This is a genomic window from Sphingomonas sp. SP3, from assembly GCF_058514305.1.
In genome coordinates, this window is sequence record NZ_JBZSOE010000001.1 from 658383 (window position 1) to 674913 (window position 16531).

A 16531-nucleotide genomic window follows, 5' to 3' on the forward strand; every position below is an offset into this window, starting at 1 on the left:
TGCCGTCGGCATGCCGGCGACAGGCTTGCTTTAGCCACCTGGCCTGGTGTTCGAAGTGCCGCACCTCCGTTGGTGCAAAATCCCGTTACGGCGGTTCAACCGCCGGGAAGCAAAGCCAACAGTGCAAAACTCGCGAGCCAATGCTCGCCCATGTAATCGCCCGACAAGTGGGGCATTGCGGCCGCGAGATGCTCGTCGGCAGGCTCACCGAAGCCCAGCGACCACCAGCACCACGCCCTGCTCAGGTTCAAGCCGTCGAGATGCGCGATCTTGCCGTCGCTTCGGTCGCTCACAATTGCCGGCGTGAACAGGGTCGCCGGTTCGCGCGAATGAACGCGGGGAAGGAACTGGTCGAACCAGATCGGGAATAGCGCCGGATGACACCGCTTCATGCACAACGCCTCGATCAGCGCCGGCGACAGAAACTCGTCGCCGCTCGGCTCCCACGCCTGGCAATCGCGATCCCCGCCAAACCAATGCCTCGCTCGATCCCGGATGATCGTCGCCAGCTCCGCGTCGAAGCGGTCGGCCCATTCCAGCGACAAAATGAGGGCGAATGCAGAGTTGAAGTGGGTGCCGACGCGGATTGGGTAGGTCAGGACGGCGAGGTAATCCCGAAGCCGCTCGGCGAAAGCGCGCGCAAGCGGCTCCAGCTCCTCGCCCCACCGCTCCGGATGCCTGGTCGCCTCAAGATGAAGATAGAGCAGCCACGCCCAACCATAGGGCCGTTCGAAGCCACGGCTCATCGGCCGGTCGAGGAAAGCGAGTTCAGCGGCGACCTTGGTTGCGGTAAAGCTCTTGTTGGCGAGTGTCCGGATCGCGTCAGCTTCCGTGATCTCCGGAAACAACCGTCTCAGCGTAAGCAAGGTCCACCAGCCATGGACGCAGCTGTGCCAGTCGAAGCTGCCGAAGAAGATGGGATGAAGCACGCGCGGCGACTGCAAATCCTCGTCGCCGGTCAGCACCTGGTCGAGCTTGTGCGGATACTCCTGGGTCACATGGCCGAGCGCGATGCGCGCCATGTGCGATGCAAGGCTTGGGTCGAGCTTCATCGGAACGCCGCGAAATAGAGAATCAGGATGTTAGCAATGAGCAGCGGAATGGCCGTCGGGATCTGGGCGCGGATCACGCCATATTGATCCTTGAGTTCGAGCAATGCTGCCGGGACGATGTTGAAGTTGGCGGCCATCGGCGTCATCAACGTCCCGCAAAAGCCCGACAGCATTCCGACCGCGCCAATGACCGCCGGGTTCCCGCCATCCTGCTGGATAAGAATTGGAATGCCGATGGCTGTGGCCATCACCGGGAAGGCCGCAAAAGCGTTGCCCATGATCATCGTGAAGATGACCATGCCGAAAGCGAAGAGCAGGACGGCGAGAAAGATGCTTCCGCTGGGGATCACCGCGCTGACGACCGCGCCGATCGTGGTGCCGACGCCCGCCGCAGCGAAGATGACGCCGAGCGATGCGAGCATTTGCGGCAGAACCGCAGCCCAACCGACTCCGTTCATCAGGCGGCTGCCGTCATCCACGGCAGCGAGCGCAGGCGGACGGAGCCACGCGTAGGATACAATGAGGGCGATCAGCACGCCGCACCCCAGAAGCACGAGCGTGACGGCCTTCGGGTCAATCAAATTCAGGGCTTTGAGCGGCGTGTAGTTGAACAGCAATGTACCGACGAACGCGGTGAAGGGGATCAGCAGCGCCGGCACGAACAGCCTGTTGCCGTAGCGTGCGGCGGAGCGGCGGCGCACGTCTTTTGTGGTAGACTCCTTGGTGCCGCGACCGATCAGGTGGAGGCCGGCAATCGCGACCAGGACCAACACCAATATCCCGTTACCGATATCGCCGAGCAGGTCGCCAAACCAGAAACTGACGGCAAGCAGCGCCCAAAAAGCGGCATTGCCCCACCGCTTTGCATTGGTTTCATCGAGGGCGCTGCCAAGTGCGAAGCCCGCAAACACCGCGCCTGCGAGGATATAAAGCCAGTGAAGCGTGATCATTTGGCAGCCCTCGCGAGCTTGCGATCGAGCAGAACCAAACGCGCACCGTGGATCAGGAAGGCACAAATGGCGCTCGGGATTGCCCAGACGGAAAGCTGGAACGGCGTCAGCTGAATGCCGAAGCTCGCCAGTGATCCCTGGATCAGCAGGATCGACGCGATCGCGAGGAAGATGTCCTCGCCGAAGAACAGCCCGACATTGTCGGTTGCGGCCGACATCGCCTTCACCCTCTCCGAGGTCGCCTCATCGAGCTTGCCGCGTTGCTTTTCGGCGGCAGCGACCGCCATCGGCGCGACCAACGGGCGGACGGTCTGCGGATGGCCTGCTACGGTCGTAAGGCCGAGCGCAGAGAGGATTTGACGAACCGCGAGATAGACGATCAATAGCCGCCCGGTGGTCGCGCCTCGTATCGAGCCGATGAGCGTCCTCGCCTGCTCCTGCAAACCATAGCGCTCGAGCAGCCCGACGACCGGCAGGATGATCCAGATCACCGTGACATAACGGTTCTCGTTGAAGCCGTGGCCGAGCGTCGACAGCACCTTGAGGAACGACATGTGGCCCAGGAGCCCGGTGACGATGGCGGCGACCGCGACAACAAACAGCGGGTTGAAGCGCAAGGCAAAGCCCGCGACGACCAGCAGGATGCCGAGCAGCGGCCAATAGTCGGTCATTCCGCGCTCCTGCCGAACCCACCGCCCCCGGGCGTCGCAATCACGAAGCGGTCGCCCGCATCGAGATCGGCCGACGCCGTCGCGCTCAGTTCTTCGACTGTCCCATCGACGCGCTCAACCCAGTTTCGTCCCGGTTGCGCGTCGCTGCCGCCCTTGATCCCCCGCGGCGCAATGCGACGCCGGTTGGCGAGGATGTTGGCGCGCATCGGTTCGAGGAAAGTCAGTTCGCGCACGACTCCGTCGCCGCCATCATGCGCGCCTTTGCCGCCCGATCCGGTCCGAATGCCGAACCGATCGAGCCTGACCGGTAGCCGCGTCTCCAGGACCTCGGGGTCGGTCAGGCGGCTGTTCGTCATGTGGGTCTGGACGGCGCTTGTTCCGTTATGGTCAGGCCCCGCGCCCGATCCGCCAGCGATCGTTTCGTAATATTGGTGACGCTCGTTGCCGAAGGTGAAGTTGTTCATCGTGCCCTGGCTTGGCGCCAGGCGGCCAGTGGCGGCGAACAGCGCGTCGGTGACGACCTGGCTGGTCTCGACATTCCCGGCGACGACTGCGGCCGGACAGCGTGGATTGAGCATGCATCCGTCGGGCACGACAAGCTCGATCGGGCGAAGGCAACCGTCATTCATCGGGATTACATCGTCGATCAGGGTTCGGACGACATAGAGCGAGGCCGCGCGGACGATCGAATAAGGCGCATTGAAATTGTCCGGCAGCTGGTCGCTGGTGCCGGTGAAGTCGAAGGTCGCGGAACGAGTCTGCTTGTCGATCGCGATGCGCACGCAGACCATCGCGCCATTGTCCATTTCGTATGTGAATTCGCCATCCTCGAGCCGGTCGAGCAGCCGCCGCACCGACTCCTCCGCGTTGGCGAGCACGTGGCGCATGTAGGCGGCCACGACGTCCGCCCCATATTCGCGCGCGGCTTGCGCGAGGACCTCGGCCCCGCGAGTGCAGGCGGCCAGCTGAGCCTTGAGGTCGGAGATGTTTCGGTCGGGGTTGCGCGACGGCCATTCGCCCGAACTCAACAGTTCGCGGATATCCTGCTCGCGGAAATGACCCCGGTCGACGAGCAGCTCATTGTCGATCAGCACGCCTTCCTCGTCGATCGTAGTGCTGTCCGGTGGCATCGATCCTGGCGCGATCCCGCCGATATCGGCGTGGTGGCCCCGCGCTGCAACAAAGGCCGAAGGCTCGGCTTCTTCGCCATAGAAGACCGGCACGATCACGGTGACGTCGGGCAGGTGCGTTCCGCCACGGTACGGGTCGTTCAGTACATAAGCATCGCCCGGCAGGATGCTGCGGCCGTCGCGCCCCTCCCCGCGCGCTTCGATGATGCGCTTGATGCTTTCGCCCATCGATCCGAGGTGCACCGGGATGTGCGGCGCGTTGGCGATCAGTGCGCCCTCGGCATCGAACAGCGCGCAGGAAAAATCCAAGCGCTCCTTGATGTTCACGCTGGTCGCGGTTGATTGGAGCGCGACGCCCATCTCCTCGGCAATCGCCATGAAAAGGTTGTTGAAGATCTCCAGCCGGACCGGGTCGACGTCAGTACCGATCGCTTTCGAGCGATCGAGCGGTACGCTGCGCGTCAAAACCAGTGTGCCGTCGCCGGCTCGCTCGGCGCTCCACCCTGCTTCGACCACGATCGTCGATGTGTCTTCGAAGATCAGCGCAGGACCGTCCTGCCGCACGCCCGCAGTTGCAGCTATCGGAGCGGCTGCGCCCGACCCGGTGCGCCCGATCCCTTCGACGACCAGAGCGTCTACAATCACCTCGGCGCCCTCGTCCCAGTAACCGAAGCGGCGGCGATGCAGGTCGCTGAATTCTGCATGCATGAGGTCTGGCGCGGCTATCGGAATTTCCAGGGTCGTGTCGCTGCCTGCCGTCCGTAGCCGTGCCCGTTGGAGAAGCTCGATCCGCTCCGCGCCGACCCCCTGCTCGATCAGCGCCTGCTTCGTTCGTTGCGCGAGTTCTGCGAGCGGGGGCGAAAAGTCGTCCTCGAGTGGCCTCAGCCAGCTTGAATCGCGGATCGCCTTCACGTCAGCCAGCCCGATTCCGTAAGCGGACAGAACACCGGCGAGCGGGTGGATCAGGATCCTTTCCATCCCCAGCGCATCCGCAACCTTGCACGCATGTTGGCCTCCTGCCCCACCGAAGCATGCGAGCGTGTAGCGGCTGACGTCATGGCCGCGCGCGATAGAGATCTTGCGGATCGCTGCCGCCATGTTGTCGACGGCGATGTCGAGGAAACCCTCGGCGATGTCGTCCAGGCTCTTCGCCCCGCCGAGCTGGTCCGCGATCTCCTGCAATCGCGCTCGCGCGGCCTCAGGATCGACCGGCTGGTCGCCGTTCCGACCGAACACCTTGGGGAAGCGCGCGGGATCGATCCGCCGGAGAAACAGGTTGCAGTCGGTGACCGTCAGCGGGCCGCCATTGCGGTAGCAGGCTGGCCCGGGCCTCGCGCCCGCGCTTTCAGGGCCAACGCGAAAGCGCATGCCATCGAAACGGCAGACCGACCCGCCGCCTGCTGCCACGGTGTGGATTTGCATCATCGGCGCCCGGACCCGCACACCCGCGACCACGCTTTCGTCGGCGAGCTCGAATGCGCCGGCGTAGTGCGACACGTCGGTCGATGTGCCGCCCATATCGAAGCCGATGAGCCGCTCGGCGCCATGCTCGGCGCTTGCCGCGACCATGCCCACGACTCCCCCGGCAGGTCCTGAAAGGATCGCGTCCTTGCCGCGGAATGCCGTTGCTTCGGCGAGCCCGCCGTTCGACTGCATGAAGTGCAACTGCGAATCTTCCGGCAACCCTGCCGCAACGCGTTCGACGTAGCGGCGCAGCACCGGCGACAAGTAGGCGTCCACCACCGTGGTGTCACCGCGACCAACGAGCTTGATCAGCGGCGCGACCTCATGGCTCACCGAAACCTGTGTGAAGCCGAGGTCGATCGCGATCGCCGCCAGCCTGGCTTCGTGCTCCGGATATTTCCAGCCGTGCATAAGGACGATGGCAAGCGCGTCGATTCCGGCGTCGCGAACGCTACGAAGCGCATTCCTCGCCTGAGCTTCGTCGAATGACCTGACGGTGTTCCCGAGCACGTCGACACGCTCGTCGATCTCGACCACTTGCTCGTAAAGCATCGACGGCAAGACGATGTGCCGCGCGAAAATGTCGGGCCGCGCCTGGTAACCGATCCTCAGCGCGTCGCCGAACCCGCGGGTGATGGCCAGCGCGACGCGCTCGCCCTTGCGCTCGAGCAGGGCGTTGGTCGCGACCGTGGTGCCCATCCTCACCTCCGCGAGCGTGCCGCCCTCCTCCGCGAGGACGCGCTGGATCGCTTCCAGGGCGGCGTCCTCATATTGGGCGGGATTGTCCGAAAGCAGCTTCTCGATCCGCAAGTCACCCCGGGAAGATCTCGCAACCACATCGGTGAAGGTCCCGCCCCGATCGATTGCGAAGGTCCAGCTGCGCTCCATGAACTCTGGCCTCTAGGGCTTTTCAGCGTCGCTCTGCACCCCCTATGGGATGCGCATGACTGTTCTCGTTACCGGAGCCGCAGGGTTTATCGGCTCAGCTACTGCGCGGGTGCTGCTCGACCGCGGCGACGATGTCGTCGGGATCGACAATCTCAACGATTATTACGATCCGGCGCTGAAGCAGGCTCGGCTCGACCAGTTGATGCGGCAGTTCGGTAATCGCTTTCGGTTCGAGCGGGTCGATTTTGCCGACGGTGACGCATTGAAACGCGCGACCGACGAGATCGACCTGAGGGGGATAGTTCATCTCGGCGCCCAGGCCGGGGTTCGCTACAGCCTCGAGAACCCAGGCGCCTACGTCCAGTCCAACCTGGTCGGCCATGCAAACATGCTGGAGTTAGCCCGCGCGCGCCAGCCGCGGCACATGGTCTATGCCTCCTCCTCCTCCGTATATGGCGGCAACAAAAGCCTCCCCTTTCGCGTCGAGGACAGGGTCGATCATCCCTTGTCGCTTTACGCAGCAACCAAAAAAGCGGACGAGCTGCTGAGCGAAAGCTATGCCAGCATCTATCGCCTGCCGTTGACTGGCCTTCGCTTCTTCACCGTGTACGGGCCGTGGGGCCGGCCGGACATGGCGATGTGGATTTTCACCAAGGCCCTCTATGCGGGACGGCCACTTCCGCTGTTCAATGGCGGCGAGATGCGGCGCGATTTCACTTACATCGACGACATCGTTCGCGGCGTGGTCGCGTGCCTCGACGCGCCGCCCGCAGACGACGGCTCAGCAAAGGCCGGCGGCAGCACTAGCCCGCACGCCGTCTACAACATCGGGAACAGCCGCAGCGAAGACCTGATGCGCGTGGTCGAACTGCTTGAGGAGGCGACCGGTAAAAAGGCCTTGCTCGACCCGCAGCCGATGCAGATCGGAGACGTGAAGGACACATTCGCCGACATCAGCGCGATCGAACGCGACCTCGGCTTCGCTCCCAGAACGTCGATCGACGAAGGCGTGCCGCGGTTCGTCAATTGGTACCGCGAGTTCCACGGCCTTTGAGCCTTCCGCCGATCCTGTCGAGGCTGCGCATCCCGGTGATTGCAGCGCCGATGTTCATCGTGTCCAACCCAAAGCTCGTTATCGCCCAATGCACGTCTGGCGTTGTCGGAAGCTTCCCTGCCCTCAATGCGCGACCCGCTTCCCAACTGGACGAATGGATCCACGAGATCACCGAAGCGCTGGCGGCCTGGGATCGCGACCATCCCGAACGGCCCGCGGCGCCCTTCGCGGTCAACCAAATCGTCCATCGCACCAATGACCGCTTCGAGCAGGACATGGCGGTCTGCGCCAAGTGGAAAGTGCCGATCGTCATCACGTCGCTCGGGGCGCGAGTAGAGCTCAACGACGCCGTGCACTCCTGGGGCGGCATAACCCTCCACGACATCATTGACGACCGCTTCGCGCGGAAGGCGATCGAGAAAGGCGCGAACGGCATCATTGCCGTCGCCGCCGGGGCCGGTGGTCATGCCGGCCGCTGGTCACCATTCGCGCTGCTGCAGGAAATTCGAATATGGTTCGACGGGCCGCTAATCCTGTCGGGCGCAATCGCAAACGGCGGTTCGGTCTTGGCGGCGCAGGCCGCAGGTGCGGACCTCGCCTATGTCGGATCGCCGTTCATCGCGACCGAGGAAGCCAATGCGCCCGATGCCTATAAGCAGGCGATCGTCGAAGGCGGTGCCGCCGACATCGTCTACAGCGACCTCTTCACCGGCGTTCACGGCAATTATTTGCGGGCATCGATTGTTGCCTCGGGTCTCGACCCCGACAAGCTCGATGGGGTCGACGCGATCGCGATGAAGTTCGGATCGGAAGGGTCGGCTAAGTCGAAAGCGTGGCGCGACATTTGGGGGTCGGGCCAGGGTATTGGCGTGATCGACCGCATTCGCCCCGCGGCGGAATATGTCGATTTGATCGCCGAGCAGTATCGGGCCGCCAGGGAGCGGCTGGGCGCCTAGCCGTCTACAGGTGAAACAGCGCGCCTAATTCGTCCTTCTCAACTTCCGTCAGTTCCGGCCGCCAGACATCGAAGATCAAGACTACCCGGTTTTCAGTCCCGTCGTTCCACGCTTCATGTTCGATCGTGTCGTCGAAGATCAGCAGCTCGCCTTCTTTCCATTCGCGCACCTCGTTCCCGACGCGGAACCGGCAGCCAGGCGGGACAATGAGAGGGAGGTGGCAAATCAGCCGAGTGTTAAACATGCCGTTGTGAGCGGAAATGTGCGCGCCTGGAGCGAGTTTCGAGAGCACGGCCGTTGGCCCCCAACCGTAAACAGCCGGAAGCGGCGCATTTTGAATGGCCTGCCACGTCCGCGGGAAGCGCTCGACTGCGCGCGTATCGACCCAGCCATTTTCGCACAGAGAGAGCACGCTCCAGTCCCGCTTTCCCCTCAGTTTCTTGTTCGCTTCCGGGGAGACCGAGTGACCCTGCAGGTAAGCCCTGAACTCGTCGGCTCCACGTTCGAGTTCGCGCTGCAATTCCTCGAGAATGGCTGGCGCAGCTGCTTCTATTGCCTGGCCCCACGCAAATTGCGCGGTTTCAAAGAATTGAATGGCCGGAAGCCCGGGAAAATAGAAATCCGTCGGCTCTGATTCATACCGCTTGAGGCGGCCAGCCGCGATCTCCAGCGCTTCGCGAAACCGTGGGCTCAATTGATCGTCGGGAAATCCACGCTCCGCCAAGGTCGCTCGACGCTTTGAATCAAGCTGGGTTTCGATCCGCTCGAGCGCCGCCCGCGCATGGCTGACCTTTCTCTGGATCTCGCTGAAGTGCCGTCCATCATCGGCAATGCGGAGCGCTTCGCGATACGAATGGCGCGCCAGATTTCCCTTGCCTGCTTGCGCGCGAAGATCAGCCAGTTCGACGTGCCGACCGATTGAATCAGGCTCGGTTTCGAGCATTCGACTGAGTTCGGCCTCTTCGACTGCGAAATCACGCTCGCCCATACGAAGAGAGCATTTCAGCCGGGTTAGACCCGGGCCATCATATCTCGACGAACGGGAAATTCAGGATGACAGACTTCCGCTTCATCCGACGAACGGCGGTCGTGACCTTATTGCCCCTGGGAGAGGCCTCTCTCCAAGCGACCCATCAATGCCCGCGCCGGGCTTTGCGGGATGTCGGTTTCCATATGCCCCTCATCGATACGCTTAACCCGGGCATAGAGGTCGGCACTCGCATTGATTAGCCGCTGCGCAGCGTCGGGGAGCTGCTCGACCACCGCGGGGTCGCTGTCCTGTGCATGGCCGAGTCTGCGTTCTGGGCGGCGGCCCTCGCGTAGCGGAATCTCACCGGACTCGATCGCCCGCTGCGTCAACAACCAAGCGACGATATGCATTATGCGCGTCGTGACCTTGAGGGACTCACAGGCGAAACCAACCCGAGCAAAGGGCTCGAGCGTGGCCCGGTCGTCGCGGCCGATATCGTCGAAATAGGAGCGCGCTTCGTCGGCCAGCAACATCGCCTCGGTGTAAAGCGAGTCGATCAGCCGCGAGGTGATCCGCGCCTGCGGTTCATTCGGAAGCGAATCGTCCATCGCACCGAGAGTGCCATCGTTCATGGTCGCTGAAAACGCCTGAGTGGCCGTTCTCGGCTCATCGCAACCAGCTGTCCCTGACCGGGACAGGCGCATTCACGCGATAATGTCGGGGATTCTCGAGTCGGCGATCTGCTCAATCTGGTCCTTGAGCCTGAGCTTGCGGCGCTTGAGTCGGGCAATCTCAAGCTGATCGCCAATGGGCTCGGCGCTTAGCTCCCTGATGCGCTCATCAAGCTGACGGTGTTCGGCCTTCAACACCTCTAGCGGGGGAGCCGGCTGGTCATCATTCATCTCGGGCGGATTTTACCCCAAGTGAGCCGGGTTCGAAACCGCCACTGAGCGACAACACGGGGGCCTGGCCCGCCGAGCGGTGCGATCGATCAAGACAAACGGGTCGATTCGTGTTTTATTACGCGACGGTGACATCAGCTTAGCGAAAGGATTGGCACCAATGGACAAGGCAATGGTCGAGGAATTGGAGTCAAAGCATGCGGCTCTTCACGCTCTGATCGAGGAAGAAGAGCACCGAAACCATCCCGACGACGACCTTCTCCACCGACTGAAGAAAGAGAAGTTGAGATTGAAAGACGAGCTGGCCGGGCACCTGACCCACTAGGCCAGCTTTTTTACGCCCGAAAGCACGCGGCCCAATTCGTCGCGTGCCTCGGTCGCTAAGCGCCTTGCGCTTTAGTCGTCGCGCGACACCCTTTCGATCCGCTCGTGGCGCTCTTGCGCTTCCAGCGTCATCGTGGCGATCGGACGAGCCTCGAGTCGGGCCAGTGAAATCGGTTCGCCGGTCACTTCGCAATAACCATACTCGCCTTCGTAGAGCCTGCGGATCGCGCAATCGATTTTGGAGATGAGCTTGCGCTGCCGGTCACGGGTGCGGAGCTCGATCGACCAGTCCGTCTCGCTCGACGCACGGTCGGCGATATCCGGCTCGCGAAGTGAGTCGACCTGAAGCTGCGCCATGGTCTGGCGCGATTCTTCGATGATATCTTCCTTCCAAGCCTTCAGCTTCCGCAGGAAATAGGCCCGATGCTCAGGACACATGAATTCCTCGTTCTCCGACGGCCGATAGGCCTCCGAGAGAATGATCCGATCGAATGGTCCGTATTTTTCGCCGCCATAAAGGTCGACAAGTGCAGTCGCCATGAGTTTTCCCTCCCCGCACAAGGCCTGTCCAAAGGCCCAAACGCCGCCGCCTGCTGCGGCCGGCGCCCCGGTGCAGCCGGAGGCAATTATTGCTGACTTTCTCGAGACTTACCCAAGCAAGTCGGCGATCCCCAACCGCGCCTATAAATAGGGGCGCGAGGCTTAACAAGGACTGACGCAATGGCGGTGAAGAAATCGCCAAGCTGTTGCGAATATGGCGCAATTCTTCGCGGTTGCAGCATGAACGCCCCTCCCCCATAGCGCCCTAGTGCGGATTCTGCTGACCAACGACGACGGCGTGAACGCCCGGGGGTTGAAGCTCCTCGAAGCCGTCGCCCGCAAGCTAAGCGATGACCTCTGGATCGTCGCCCCCACCGACGAACAATCTGGCGCCGGCCACTCATTGACGCTGAGCGAACCAGTTCGGCTTCGGCGGCACGACGACCGCCGGTTCTCGGTGACTGGAACGCCGACCGATGCGGTGATGCTAGCCCTTGCCCACGTCATGAAAGAATCCCCGCCAGATCTCATCATGTCGGGGATCAATCGCGGAGCGAACCTCGCAGAGGACGTCACCTATTCGGGAACGGTGTCAGCCGCGATGGAAGGAGCGCTCGCCGGCGTTCCTTCAATTGCGCTCAGCCAAGCTTATTCTCGCGAAGGAATGGGCGACACCGTGCCGTTCGCGGCCGCCGAGGCCTGGGCGGAACGCGTGCTTGCGCCCCTGCTCGAGTTCGACATGGAGCCGAGGACGCTGATCAACGTCAATTTCCCCGCGATTGCGCCGGAGGAGGTGCAGGGGGTTCGCGTCTGCCGACAGGGCCTGCGGGACTACGGCCGACTCCGGATCGTCCAGCGGACCGATCCACGCGGCTATGACTATTATTGGTTCGGCCTCGGCCCGATGGTCGAGACCCCGGGACACCTCACCGATCTCGAGGCGGTGGCCGACGGATATATCTCTGTCAGCCCGCTGCATCTCGACCTGACGCACGATGCATCGCTCAAGGCTCTGCACGAACGGTTCGCGGCCACGTCCTAGGGGACGCGGCCGCGCACGCAATCACACCGTGTGAAGGTAGTTACTGACCGCGCTCGCCCTTCTGGCCCTGGCTTGGCGACTGATTAGTCGACTGGGCAAGCCAGCTCGACGTCGCATTGCAAGAGCTGGTCAGCGTCTGCGGCTGGCCAGGCTGGAATGGGCCATTGTACGGCCAGCATTCCTGGGCGCTGCCGTTGCTCAGGCAAAGCTGCCCATTGGCAGCCTGCCAAGTTCCAGGGACCGTGTTGCCGCTGGGCGTGACCATGCGGGCTGCGCCGCCTTGATCGAAGTAGATTGTGTTGGTCGTTCCGTTGGTCGTCACCTGGATCGGCTGGCCAACGATTTCGGAACCAGGAACCCACGCACCTTGCGCAAGGGCGATGCCCGGCATCGCGGCCGCCAGAGTCACTCCAGCGACAGCGCGGGCCACAAACCCAATATTCATACGCATTCCCTTCTGATCTGAGCGGGTCCCCCCCGGTCAGCCTCAGGCCGGACTGTTGGAATTGTTGTTGTTGTTCTTTTTGATGACGACGAAATAGAGGAGCGCGCCAGCGGCAAGAACGCCAAGCGCGAGCATCAGCGGATCAATACCAAGGCCTAGCCCGCTGGGCGCATCGACCGGCGGAACCGGGATCGGCTGCGGCGGCGGTGCGCTCTGCGCAACCGGCGGAGGAGCGTCCACTGCCGGGAGCACGCAACCGCCAGGGGTCTGGGCCGCAGCCGCCACAGCGGCAGCGCCGCACAGGGCCGAGGCAGAAGCACCGCCGCTCATCGCGGTCAGCGCAGCCCAGGGACTGATTTGGGTTGCTGGAACAGGAGCGGACGTGGACGCCGCGACCGCGGCAGATGACGTGACGAACAGCGAACTTGCGACCAGTACGCCAACAACGCCCTTGAAACCCGAGGCCATAAAAATCTCCTGGCGCGCGGGATGTTGCCCCCGCGAGAATCTGAAACCCTTAGTCCAGTCTAAAGTTTCATTCCACTATACTGGAGTTAAATTTTTCTGAGCCGTGACGAGACGGCAACAATCGCCTTGTTTGGATATACTTACGCAGCCAGCGCCGCCGCTGAATCTTGCTGGTCGAGCCACGCCTGGAACATCAGGATGGCCCAAATTGCCTGACCTGATTCGCGCCGGCCGCTCAGGTGCTGCTCCCAACGCTCCCGGAGAAGAGAGGCGTCGAACCAGCCTTCGGCTCGCAGGCGCCGCTCGGATAGCAACTCCTCGGCCCAGTCGCGCAACGGCCCGCGCAGCCAGCTCCCGATCGGAACTGCGAAGCCGGCTTTGGGGCGCTGAAACAGATGCCGCGGGACCAAATCGTAAAGCAGCTCGCGAACGATATGCTTGCCTTCGGCGCCCCTGATCTTGAGGTCGATTGGTATACGGGCCGCCGTTTCGGCCACGCGATGGTCGAGGAACGGCACCCGCGTCTCGAGACTCACCGCCATCGACGCTCGATCGACTTTGCACAGGATGTCGTCCGGCAAATAGCTGACGGCGTCGCAGTACATCATGCGCACCGCGGCGGAGGTGTCCGCCCCGACGTTCAGGTCCCATTCTGGCCGTGTTCCGTCCATGCCGCGCACCGGCCGCCGCTCGAGACTCCAGTCGTCGAGGAAGCTCGTATACACGTCGTCGATATTCTTCGCGGACGCAACGACCCGAAGCCCCTTCTGGACCTTGGCACCAAGATTGAAATCGCCATGGTTTCGAACCAGGTGCGCACCGGAATCCCACAGGCTCGGCGGAAAGCGCGACAGCGGGCCAGCGATCAATCGGCGGAGCGGGGTCGGCGCCCACCCCATCCGCCGCCACCACATCGGCGCGAGTACGTGCCGATTGTACCCGCCGAACAACTCGTCGCCTCCGTCGCCCGTCAGCGCGACCGTCACCTGCTCGCGAGCGATACGGCTGACCAGGAAGGTCGGGATTTGCGAAGCGTCCGCAAACGGTTCGTCGTAAATGGTCGGAAGCATCGGAATGACTTCCATCGCGTCCCGGTGGGTGACGATCTGCTCGTGATGGACGGTGCCAAGGTGCTTTGCGACCGCTCGCGCGAACGGCGCTTCGTTTAGCGCGTCGTCCTCGAAACCCATCGAGAAAGTGCGCACCGGCGTGCTCGATTGACGCTGGTACAGAGCGACGACCGTCGAACTATCTATCCCCCCGGAAAGGAAGGCTCCCACTGGAACATCGGCCATGGCTTGATCGCTAATTGCCCGGGCAAGAGCTGCTTCAAGCTGCGCCTTCGCCTCGCGCTCGTCGCCGATTGGGTCGGACAGACCCGCAGCGACGACCGCGCGATAGGACCAGTAGTGCCGCAGTGACAGTGATCCGGGCTCCCCTTCCACCGGCGGGCGATCGGCGGTTGCCGGCGCGATTTCGCCCGAAAGAACGAGGATGCTTGCTGGAGGCAGCTTGAAGATCCGCTCGTAAATTGAAAGCGGCGCCGGAACGCAGACTCGGGCTGTATATTCGTTGAGCGCGCGTCGGCTGACGGGATTGTCAAACGACGGATGCGCCCGGAAAGCCTTGAGCTCGGAAGCGAAGACGAAATCCTGTCCAACCCACCCGTAATATAGCGGCTTTTCACCGAAGCGGTCGCGAACCAGGCTCAACGCCCGCGTATGGCGGTCCCACAAGGCGAATGCGAACATGCCGGCGCACCGGCCAAGGGTCTGCTCGAGACCCCAATGGTCAATCGCTTCCAGCAAGGTCTCGACGTCCGAGTGGCCGCGCCATCCCCCCTCGGGCACGCGGCCTTCCGCTTCAAGCTTGTTGCGGAGCTCGGCATGGTTGTAGATCTCTCCGTTGAACGTAATGACCCAGCGGCCTGAGGCCGAATGCATTGGCTCATGGCCCGCAGGAGTTAGATCCACGATCGCAAGCCGCCGGTGCCCGAGGGCCAGGCGGTGATTATCCTCGACCCAGATGCCGTTATCGTCGGGGCCGCGGTGCGCAAGGCTTCTGCCCATTCGCTCGAGAAGCGTAGGATCGAGCCCGTTCTTGCTTACAATTCCGAAGATTCCACACATGACCGAGCCTACCGAGCGACGCCACTATCGGCGGCGGCCTAGCATGCCGTTCATCGCTGAGGTTACTGACAAAAGATATGCCCGCACCTCCCCATGACGAAGGGCAAGCAGACCCCAAACCAGCACCAGCAATGCGCAACTTACCAGGCGAGCCAGGCCAAAACTGAAAAGGAAGCACATGGTTGCAGCGCCGATCAGCATGACGATCGCCTCTGCTGCGGCCGCGATGGTTGATCCAGTTAGCGTCAAGCCAATGTTCCGGACGGCCACGGCGTAGGTTACTGCGTTGGCCAGCGTAAGTGAGATCGCATAGGCGATCGCCCCGCCAAGCAAGCCGAACCTCGGCACCATAAGCACTGAGAGACCAACGAATAATCCTGTCTGCAACGCGAATAAGGCGGTGAAGTGGAAACCGCGGTTACGGGCCAACAGCGGCATCAAGAGGGTCTCGCCATAGATCCGCAGCAATTCCGTCGGAACGAGGATGAACATGATCAGCGCGCTCGGCAGGAATTCCTTGCTGAGGATCACTCGGATGATCGGCTCGGCCAAGGCCATGACGCCGACCATCAACACCGGAAGCGCCCAAGAATAGAAGCGCAGGGTGATTCCCACCTGGTCGCTCAAATGTTCGGGCGTCTTGGTTTGGGTCAGCGAGGGCAAGTTGTAGCTGAGCGCAACCGCGGTCACCGAAAAAAGGTAAATAGTCGCGAGGCGCCACGCGTTCGAAAACAGGCCGGCTCCATGAAGACCGAAATGCGCAATGATGATCCGGTTCACGATCATTATCGAAACGTTGCTCAAAATGAGCATCATCAGTCCGCTGGCCCCAAGGCCCAGATTTCGACGAACGATGTCGGACCGGAAATCGGCCAGCCTGGGCAGGACCTGCGCACCTCCGAACATGCGCCAGACGCGTGCGAGGGTCAGAAAGAAGAAGGCCAGGTTACTGACCATGAAGCCGACGATCGCGCCGGCAAGTCCGAGCCGCCAGATAAGCGCAGCAAAAACGATGGCACCGCAGACGTCCGACAGGATTTGCGCCCGGACGAGTTTATCGACCGCGCGGGCCGACGACAAAGCCGCCCGGTACACGAGCGCCGTCACCGAAAACGGCACGGCCAGCAGCATCAGTGAGATCAGGCGCGCATGCTCGCCGCCGTCGTTGAGCACTAGGTCGGATAGAAAGCGTGCTTCCACCACTCCCACGATCGCCAGCACCGTCGAAAAGGTCGCAAGGACGATCGTGAAGGTTGAAAGCAGCTGCCTGATCGGCCGGTTGCCTTCGGCAATCGCCGATGCCCCATGCTGAACCATCCCCTGGAAGCTGCCCATCGAGCCCGCGCTTTGGAACAGGTTCCAAATGACCGTCATCTGGTTGAAGACCCCGACGCCCGCCGGACCCAGAAAAATAGCCGCCAGCTTACCGCGCAGAACTTGGGCGAACATCTGGACGATGGAGCCCGCCATCTGAATCTTGAAGGCCCGCGCAAGGCTCATGAGGCGTGCACGCCGCCATTCTCGGACTCAGGGCCCCGCCGTCGGG

16 protein-coding genes are annotated in these 16531 nt (G+C 62.6%); 4 read left to right on the forward strand and 12 right to left on the reverse strand.

Going from position 1 to position 16531, the window contains the following annotated elements; genetic code table 11:
- Nucleotides 1–95 precede the first annotated feature (95 nt).
- Genes AC4K8G_RS03530 through AC4K8G_RS03545 form a run of 4 tightly spaced genes read right to left on the reverse strand, consistent with a single transcriptional unit; the run spans nt 96 to nt 6155 of the window.
- The gene (locus AC4K8G_RS03530) at nt 96–1052 is read right to left on the reverse strand and encodes a DUF2891 domain-containing protein (RefSeq protein ID WP_491732791.1); all 957 of its coding nucleotides are present in this window, start codon (nt 1050–1052) and stop codon (nt 96–98) included.
- The gene (locus tag AC4K8G_RS03535; protein WP_491732792.1) at nt 1049–2002 is read right to left on the reverse strand and encodes a DUF979 domain-containing protein; all 954 of its coding nucleotides are present in this window, start codon (nt 2000–2002) and stop codon (nt 1049–1051) included. Before AC4K8G_RS03535 ends, AC4K8G_RS03530 begins: the two co-directional genes overlap by 4 nt.
- A complete protein-coding gene (locus tag AC4K8G_RS03540) occupies nt 1999–2673 on the reverse strand; it encodes a DUF969 domain-containing protein (RefSeq protein ID WP_491732793.1) in 675 nt (224 codons plus the stop codon). Before AC4K8G_RS03540 ends, AC4K8G_RS03535 begins: the two co-directional genes overlap by 4 nt.
- The gene (locus AC4K8G_RS03545; protein ID WP_491732794.1) at nt 2670–6155 is read right to left on the reverse strand and encodes a hydantoinase B/oxoprolinase family protein; all 3486 of its coding nucleotides are present in this window, start codon (nt 6153–6155) and stop codon (nt 2670–2672) included. The genes AC4K8G_RS03540 and AC4K8G_RS03545 overlap by 4 nt, the downstream gene beginning before the upstream one ends.
- A gap of 55 nt (nt 6156–6210) precedes the next feature.
- On the opposite strand from AC4K8G_RS03545, the gene AC4K8G_RS03550 reads away from it, so the two are divergent.
- Both AC4K8G_RS03550 and AC4K8G_RS03555 read left to right on the forward strand, forming a co-directional pair.
- Nucleotides 6211–7209 (forward strand): GDP-mannose 4,6-dehydratase, encoded by a 999-nt coding sequence (locus AC4K8G_RS03550; RefSeq protein WP_491732795.1) that lies wholly within the window; start codon nt 6211–6213, stop codon nt 7207–7209.
- Nucleotides 7206–8165 (forward strand): NAD(P)H-dependent flavin oxidoreductase, encoded by a 960-nt coding sequence (locus tag AC4K8G_RS03555; RefSeq protein ID WP_491732796.1) that lies wholly within the window; start codon nt 7206–7208, stop codon nt 8163–8165. Before AC4K8G_RS03550 ends, AC4K8G_RS03555 begins: the two co-directional genes overlap by 4 nt.
- Nucleotides 8166–8169: 4 nt before the next feature.
- Here the strand turns inward: AC4K8G_RS03555 and AC4K8G_RS03560 are convergent, their stop codons facing one another.
- The 3 genes from AC4K8G_RS03560 to AC4K8G_RS03570 form a co-directional block, all read right to left on the reverse strand.
- A complete protein-coding gene (locus AC4K8G_RS03560; protein ID WP_491732797.1) occupies nt 8170–9153 on the reverse strand; it encodes an aspartyl/asparaginyl beta-hydroxylase domain-containing protein in 984 nt (327 codons plus the stop codon).
- Between the two features lie 107 nt (nt 9154–9260).
- Nucleotides 9261–9767, reverse strand: coding sequence for a DUF1465 family protein (locus AC4K8G_RS03565; protein ID WP_491732798.1), 507 nt, complete (start codon nt 9765–9767; stop codon nt 9261–9263).
- Nucleotides 9768–9839: 72 nt separating this feature from the next.
- A complete protein-coding gene (locus AC4K8G_RS03570; protein WP_491732799.1) occupies nt 9840–10037 on the reverse strand; it encodes a DUF465 domain-containing protein in 198 nt (65 codons plus the stop codon).
- A gap of 160 nt (nt 10038–10197) precedes the next feature.
- Here AC4K8G_RS03570 and AC4K8G_RS03575 point away from each other — a divergent pair, with 160 nt between their 5' ends.
- Nucleotides 10198–10362 (forward strand): YdcH family protein, encoded by a 165-nt coding sequence (locus tag AC4K8G_RS03575; protein ID WP_491732800.1) that lies wholly within the window; start codon nt 10198–10200, stop codon nt 10360–10362.
- Nucleotides 10363–10433: 71 nt separating this feature from the next.
- Here AC4K8G_RS03575 and dksA read toward each other — a convergent pair whose 3' ends face one another.
- A complete protein-coding gene (gene dksA / locus AC4K8G_RS03580) occupies nt 10434–10901 on the reverse strand; it encodes an RNA polymerase-binding protein DksA (RefSeq protein WP_491732801.1) in 468 nt (155 codons plus the stop codon).
- A gap of 268 nt (nt 10902–11169) precedes the next feature.
- Here dksA and surE point away from each other — a divergent pair, with 268 nt between their 5' ends.
- Nucleotides 11170–11943 carry a 5'/3'-nucleotidase SurE gene (gene surE, locus AC4K8G_RS03585; protein WP_491732802.1) on the forward strand — a complete coding sequence of 258 codons (774 nt, stop codon included), beginning with the start codon at nt 11170–11172 and terminating at the stop codon, nt 11941–11943.
- A gap of 40 nt (nt 11944–11983) precedes the next feature.
- On the opposite strand, the gene AC4K8G_RS03590 is transcribed toward surE, so the two are convergent.
- The 4 genes from AC4K8G_RS03590 to AC4K8G_RS03605 form a co-directional block, all read right to left on the reverse strand.
- Nucleotides 11984–12388, reverse strand: a complete 405-nt coding sequence (locus AC4K8G_RS03590) for a hypothetical protein (protein ID WP_491732803.1) — start codon at nt 12386–12388, stop codon at nt 11984–11986.
- 42 nt (nt 12389–12430) lie between these two features.
- Nucleotides 12431–12856: a hypothetical protein gene (locus tag AC4K8G_RS03595; protein ID WP_491732804.1), complete on the reverse strand. Its 426-nt coding sequence runs from the start codon at nt 12854–12856 to the stop codon at nt 12431–12433.
- 140 nt (nt 12857–12996) lie between these two features.
- Nucleotides 12997–14985 (reverse strand): asparagine synthase (glutamine-hydrolyzing), encoded by a 1989-nt coding sequence (gene asnB / locus AC4K8G_RS03600; protein ID WP_491732805.1) that lies wholly within the window; start codon nt 14983–14985, stop codon nt 12997–12999.
- Between the two features lie 24 nt (nt 14986–15009).
- Nucleotides 15010–16485 (reverse strand): MATE family efflux transporter, encoded by a 1476-nt coding sequence (locus AC4K8G_RS03605; protein ID WP_491732806.1) that lies wholly within the window; start codon nt 16483–16485, stop codon nt 15010–15012.
- Between the last annotated feature and the right edge of the window lie 46 nt (nt 16486–16531).

What these genes read in the sequence shown, in the direction of transcription:
- AC4K8G_RS03595 (WP_491732804.1), bottom strand. Translation starts at nt 12,856, where the DNA reads ATGGCCTCGGGTTTCAAGGGCGTTGTTGGCGTACTGGTCGCAAGTTCG.
- AC4K8G_RS03565 (WP_491732798.1), bottom strand. Translation starts at nt 9,767, where the DNA reads ATGAACGATGGCACTCTCGGTGCGATGGACGATTCGCTTCCGAATGAA.
- AC4K8G_RS03550 (WP_491732795.1), top strand. Translation starts at nt 6,211, where the DNA reads ATGACTGTTCTCGTTACCGGAGCCGCAGGGTTTATCGGCTCAGCTACT.
- AC4K8G_RS03535 (WP_491732792.1), bottom strand. Translation starts at nt 2,002, where the DNA reads ATGATCACGCTTCACTGGCTTTATATCCTCGCAGGCGCGGTGTTTGCG.
- AC4K8G_RS03570 (WP_491732799.1), bottom strand. Translation starts at nt 10,037, where the DNA reads ATGAATGATGACCAGCCGGCTCCCCCGCTAGAGGTGTTGAAGGCCGAA.
- AC4K8G_RS03545 (WP_491732794.1), bottom strand. Translation starts at nt 6,155, where the DNA reads ATGGAGCGCAGCTGGACCTTCGCAATCGATCGGGGCGGGACCTTCACC.
- AC4K8G_RS03540 (WP_491732793.1), bottom strand. Translation starts at nt 2,673, where the DNA reads ATGACCGACTATTGGCCGCTGCTCGGCATCCTGCTGGTCGTCGCGGGC.
- dksA (WP_491732801.1), bottom strand. Translation starts at nt 10,901, where the DNA reads ATGGCGACTGCACTTGTCGACCTTTATGGCGGCGAAAAATACGGACCA.
- AC4K8G_RS03590 (WP_491732803.1), bottom strand. Translation starts at nt 12,388, where the DNA reads ATGAATATTGGGTTTGTGGCCCGCGCTGTCGCTGGAGTGACTCTGGCG.
- AC4K8G_RS03605 (WP_491732806.1), bottom strand. Translation starts at nt 16,485, where the DNA reads ATGAGCCTTGCGCGGGCCTTCAAGATTCAGATGGCGGGCTCCATCGTC.
- asnB (WP_491732805.1), bottom strand. Translation starts at nt 14,985, where the DNA reads ATGTGTGGAATCTTCGGAATTGTAAGCAAGAACGGGCTCGATCCTACG.
- AC4K8G_RS03575 (WP_491732800.1), top strand. Translation starts at nt 10,198, where the DNA reads ATGGACAAGGCAATGGTCGAGGAATTGGAGTCAAAGCATGCGGCTCTT.
- AC4K8G_RS03530 (WP_491732791.1), bottom strand. Translation starts at nt 1,052, where the DNA reads ATGAAGCTCGACCCAAGCCTTGCATCGCACATGGCGCGCATCGCGCTC.
- AC4K8G_RS03560 (WP_491732797.1), bottom strand. Translation starts at nt 9,153, where the DNA reads ATGGGCGAGCGTGATTTCGCAGTCGAAGAGGCCGAACTCAGTCGAATG.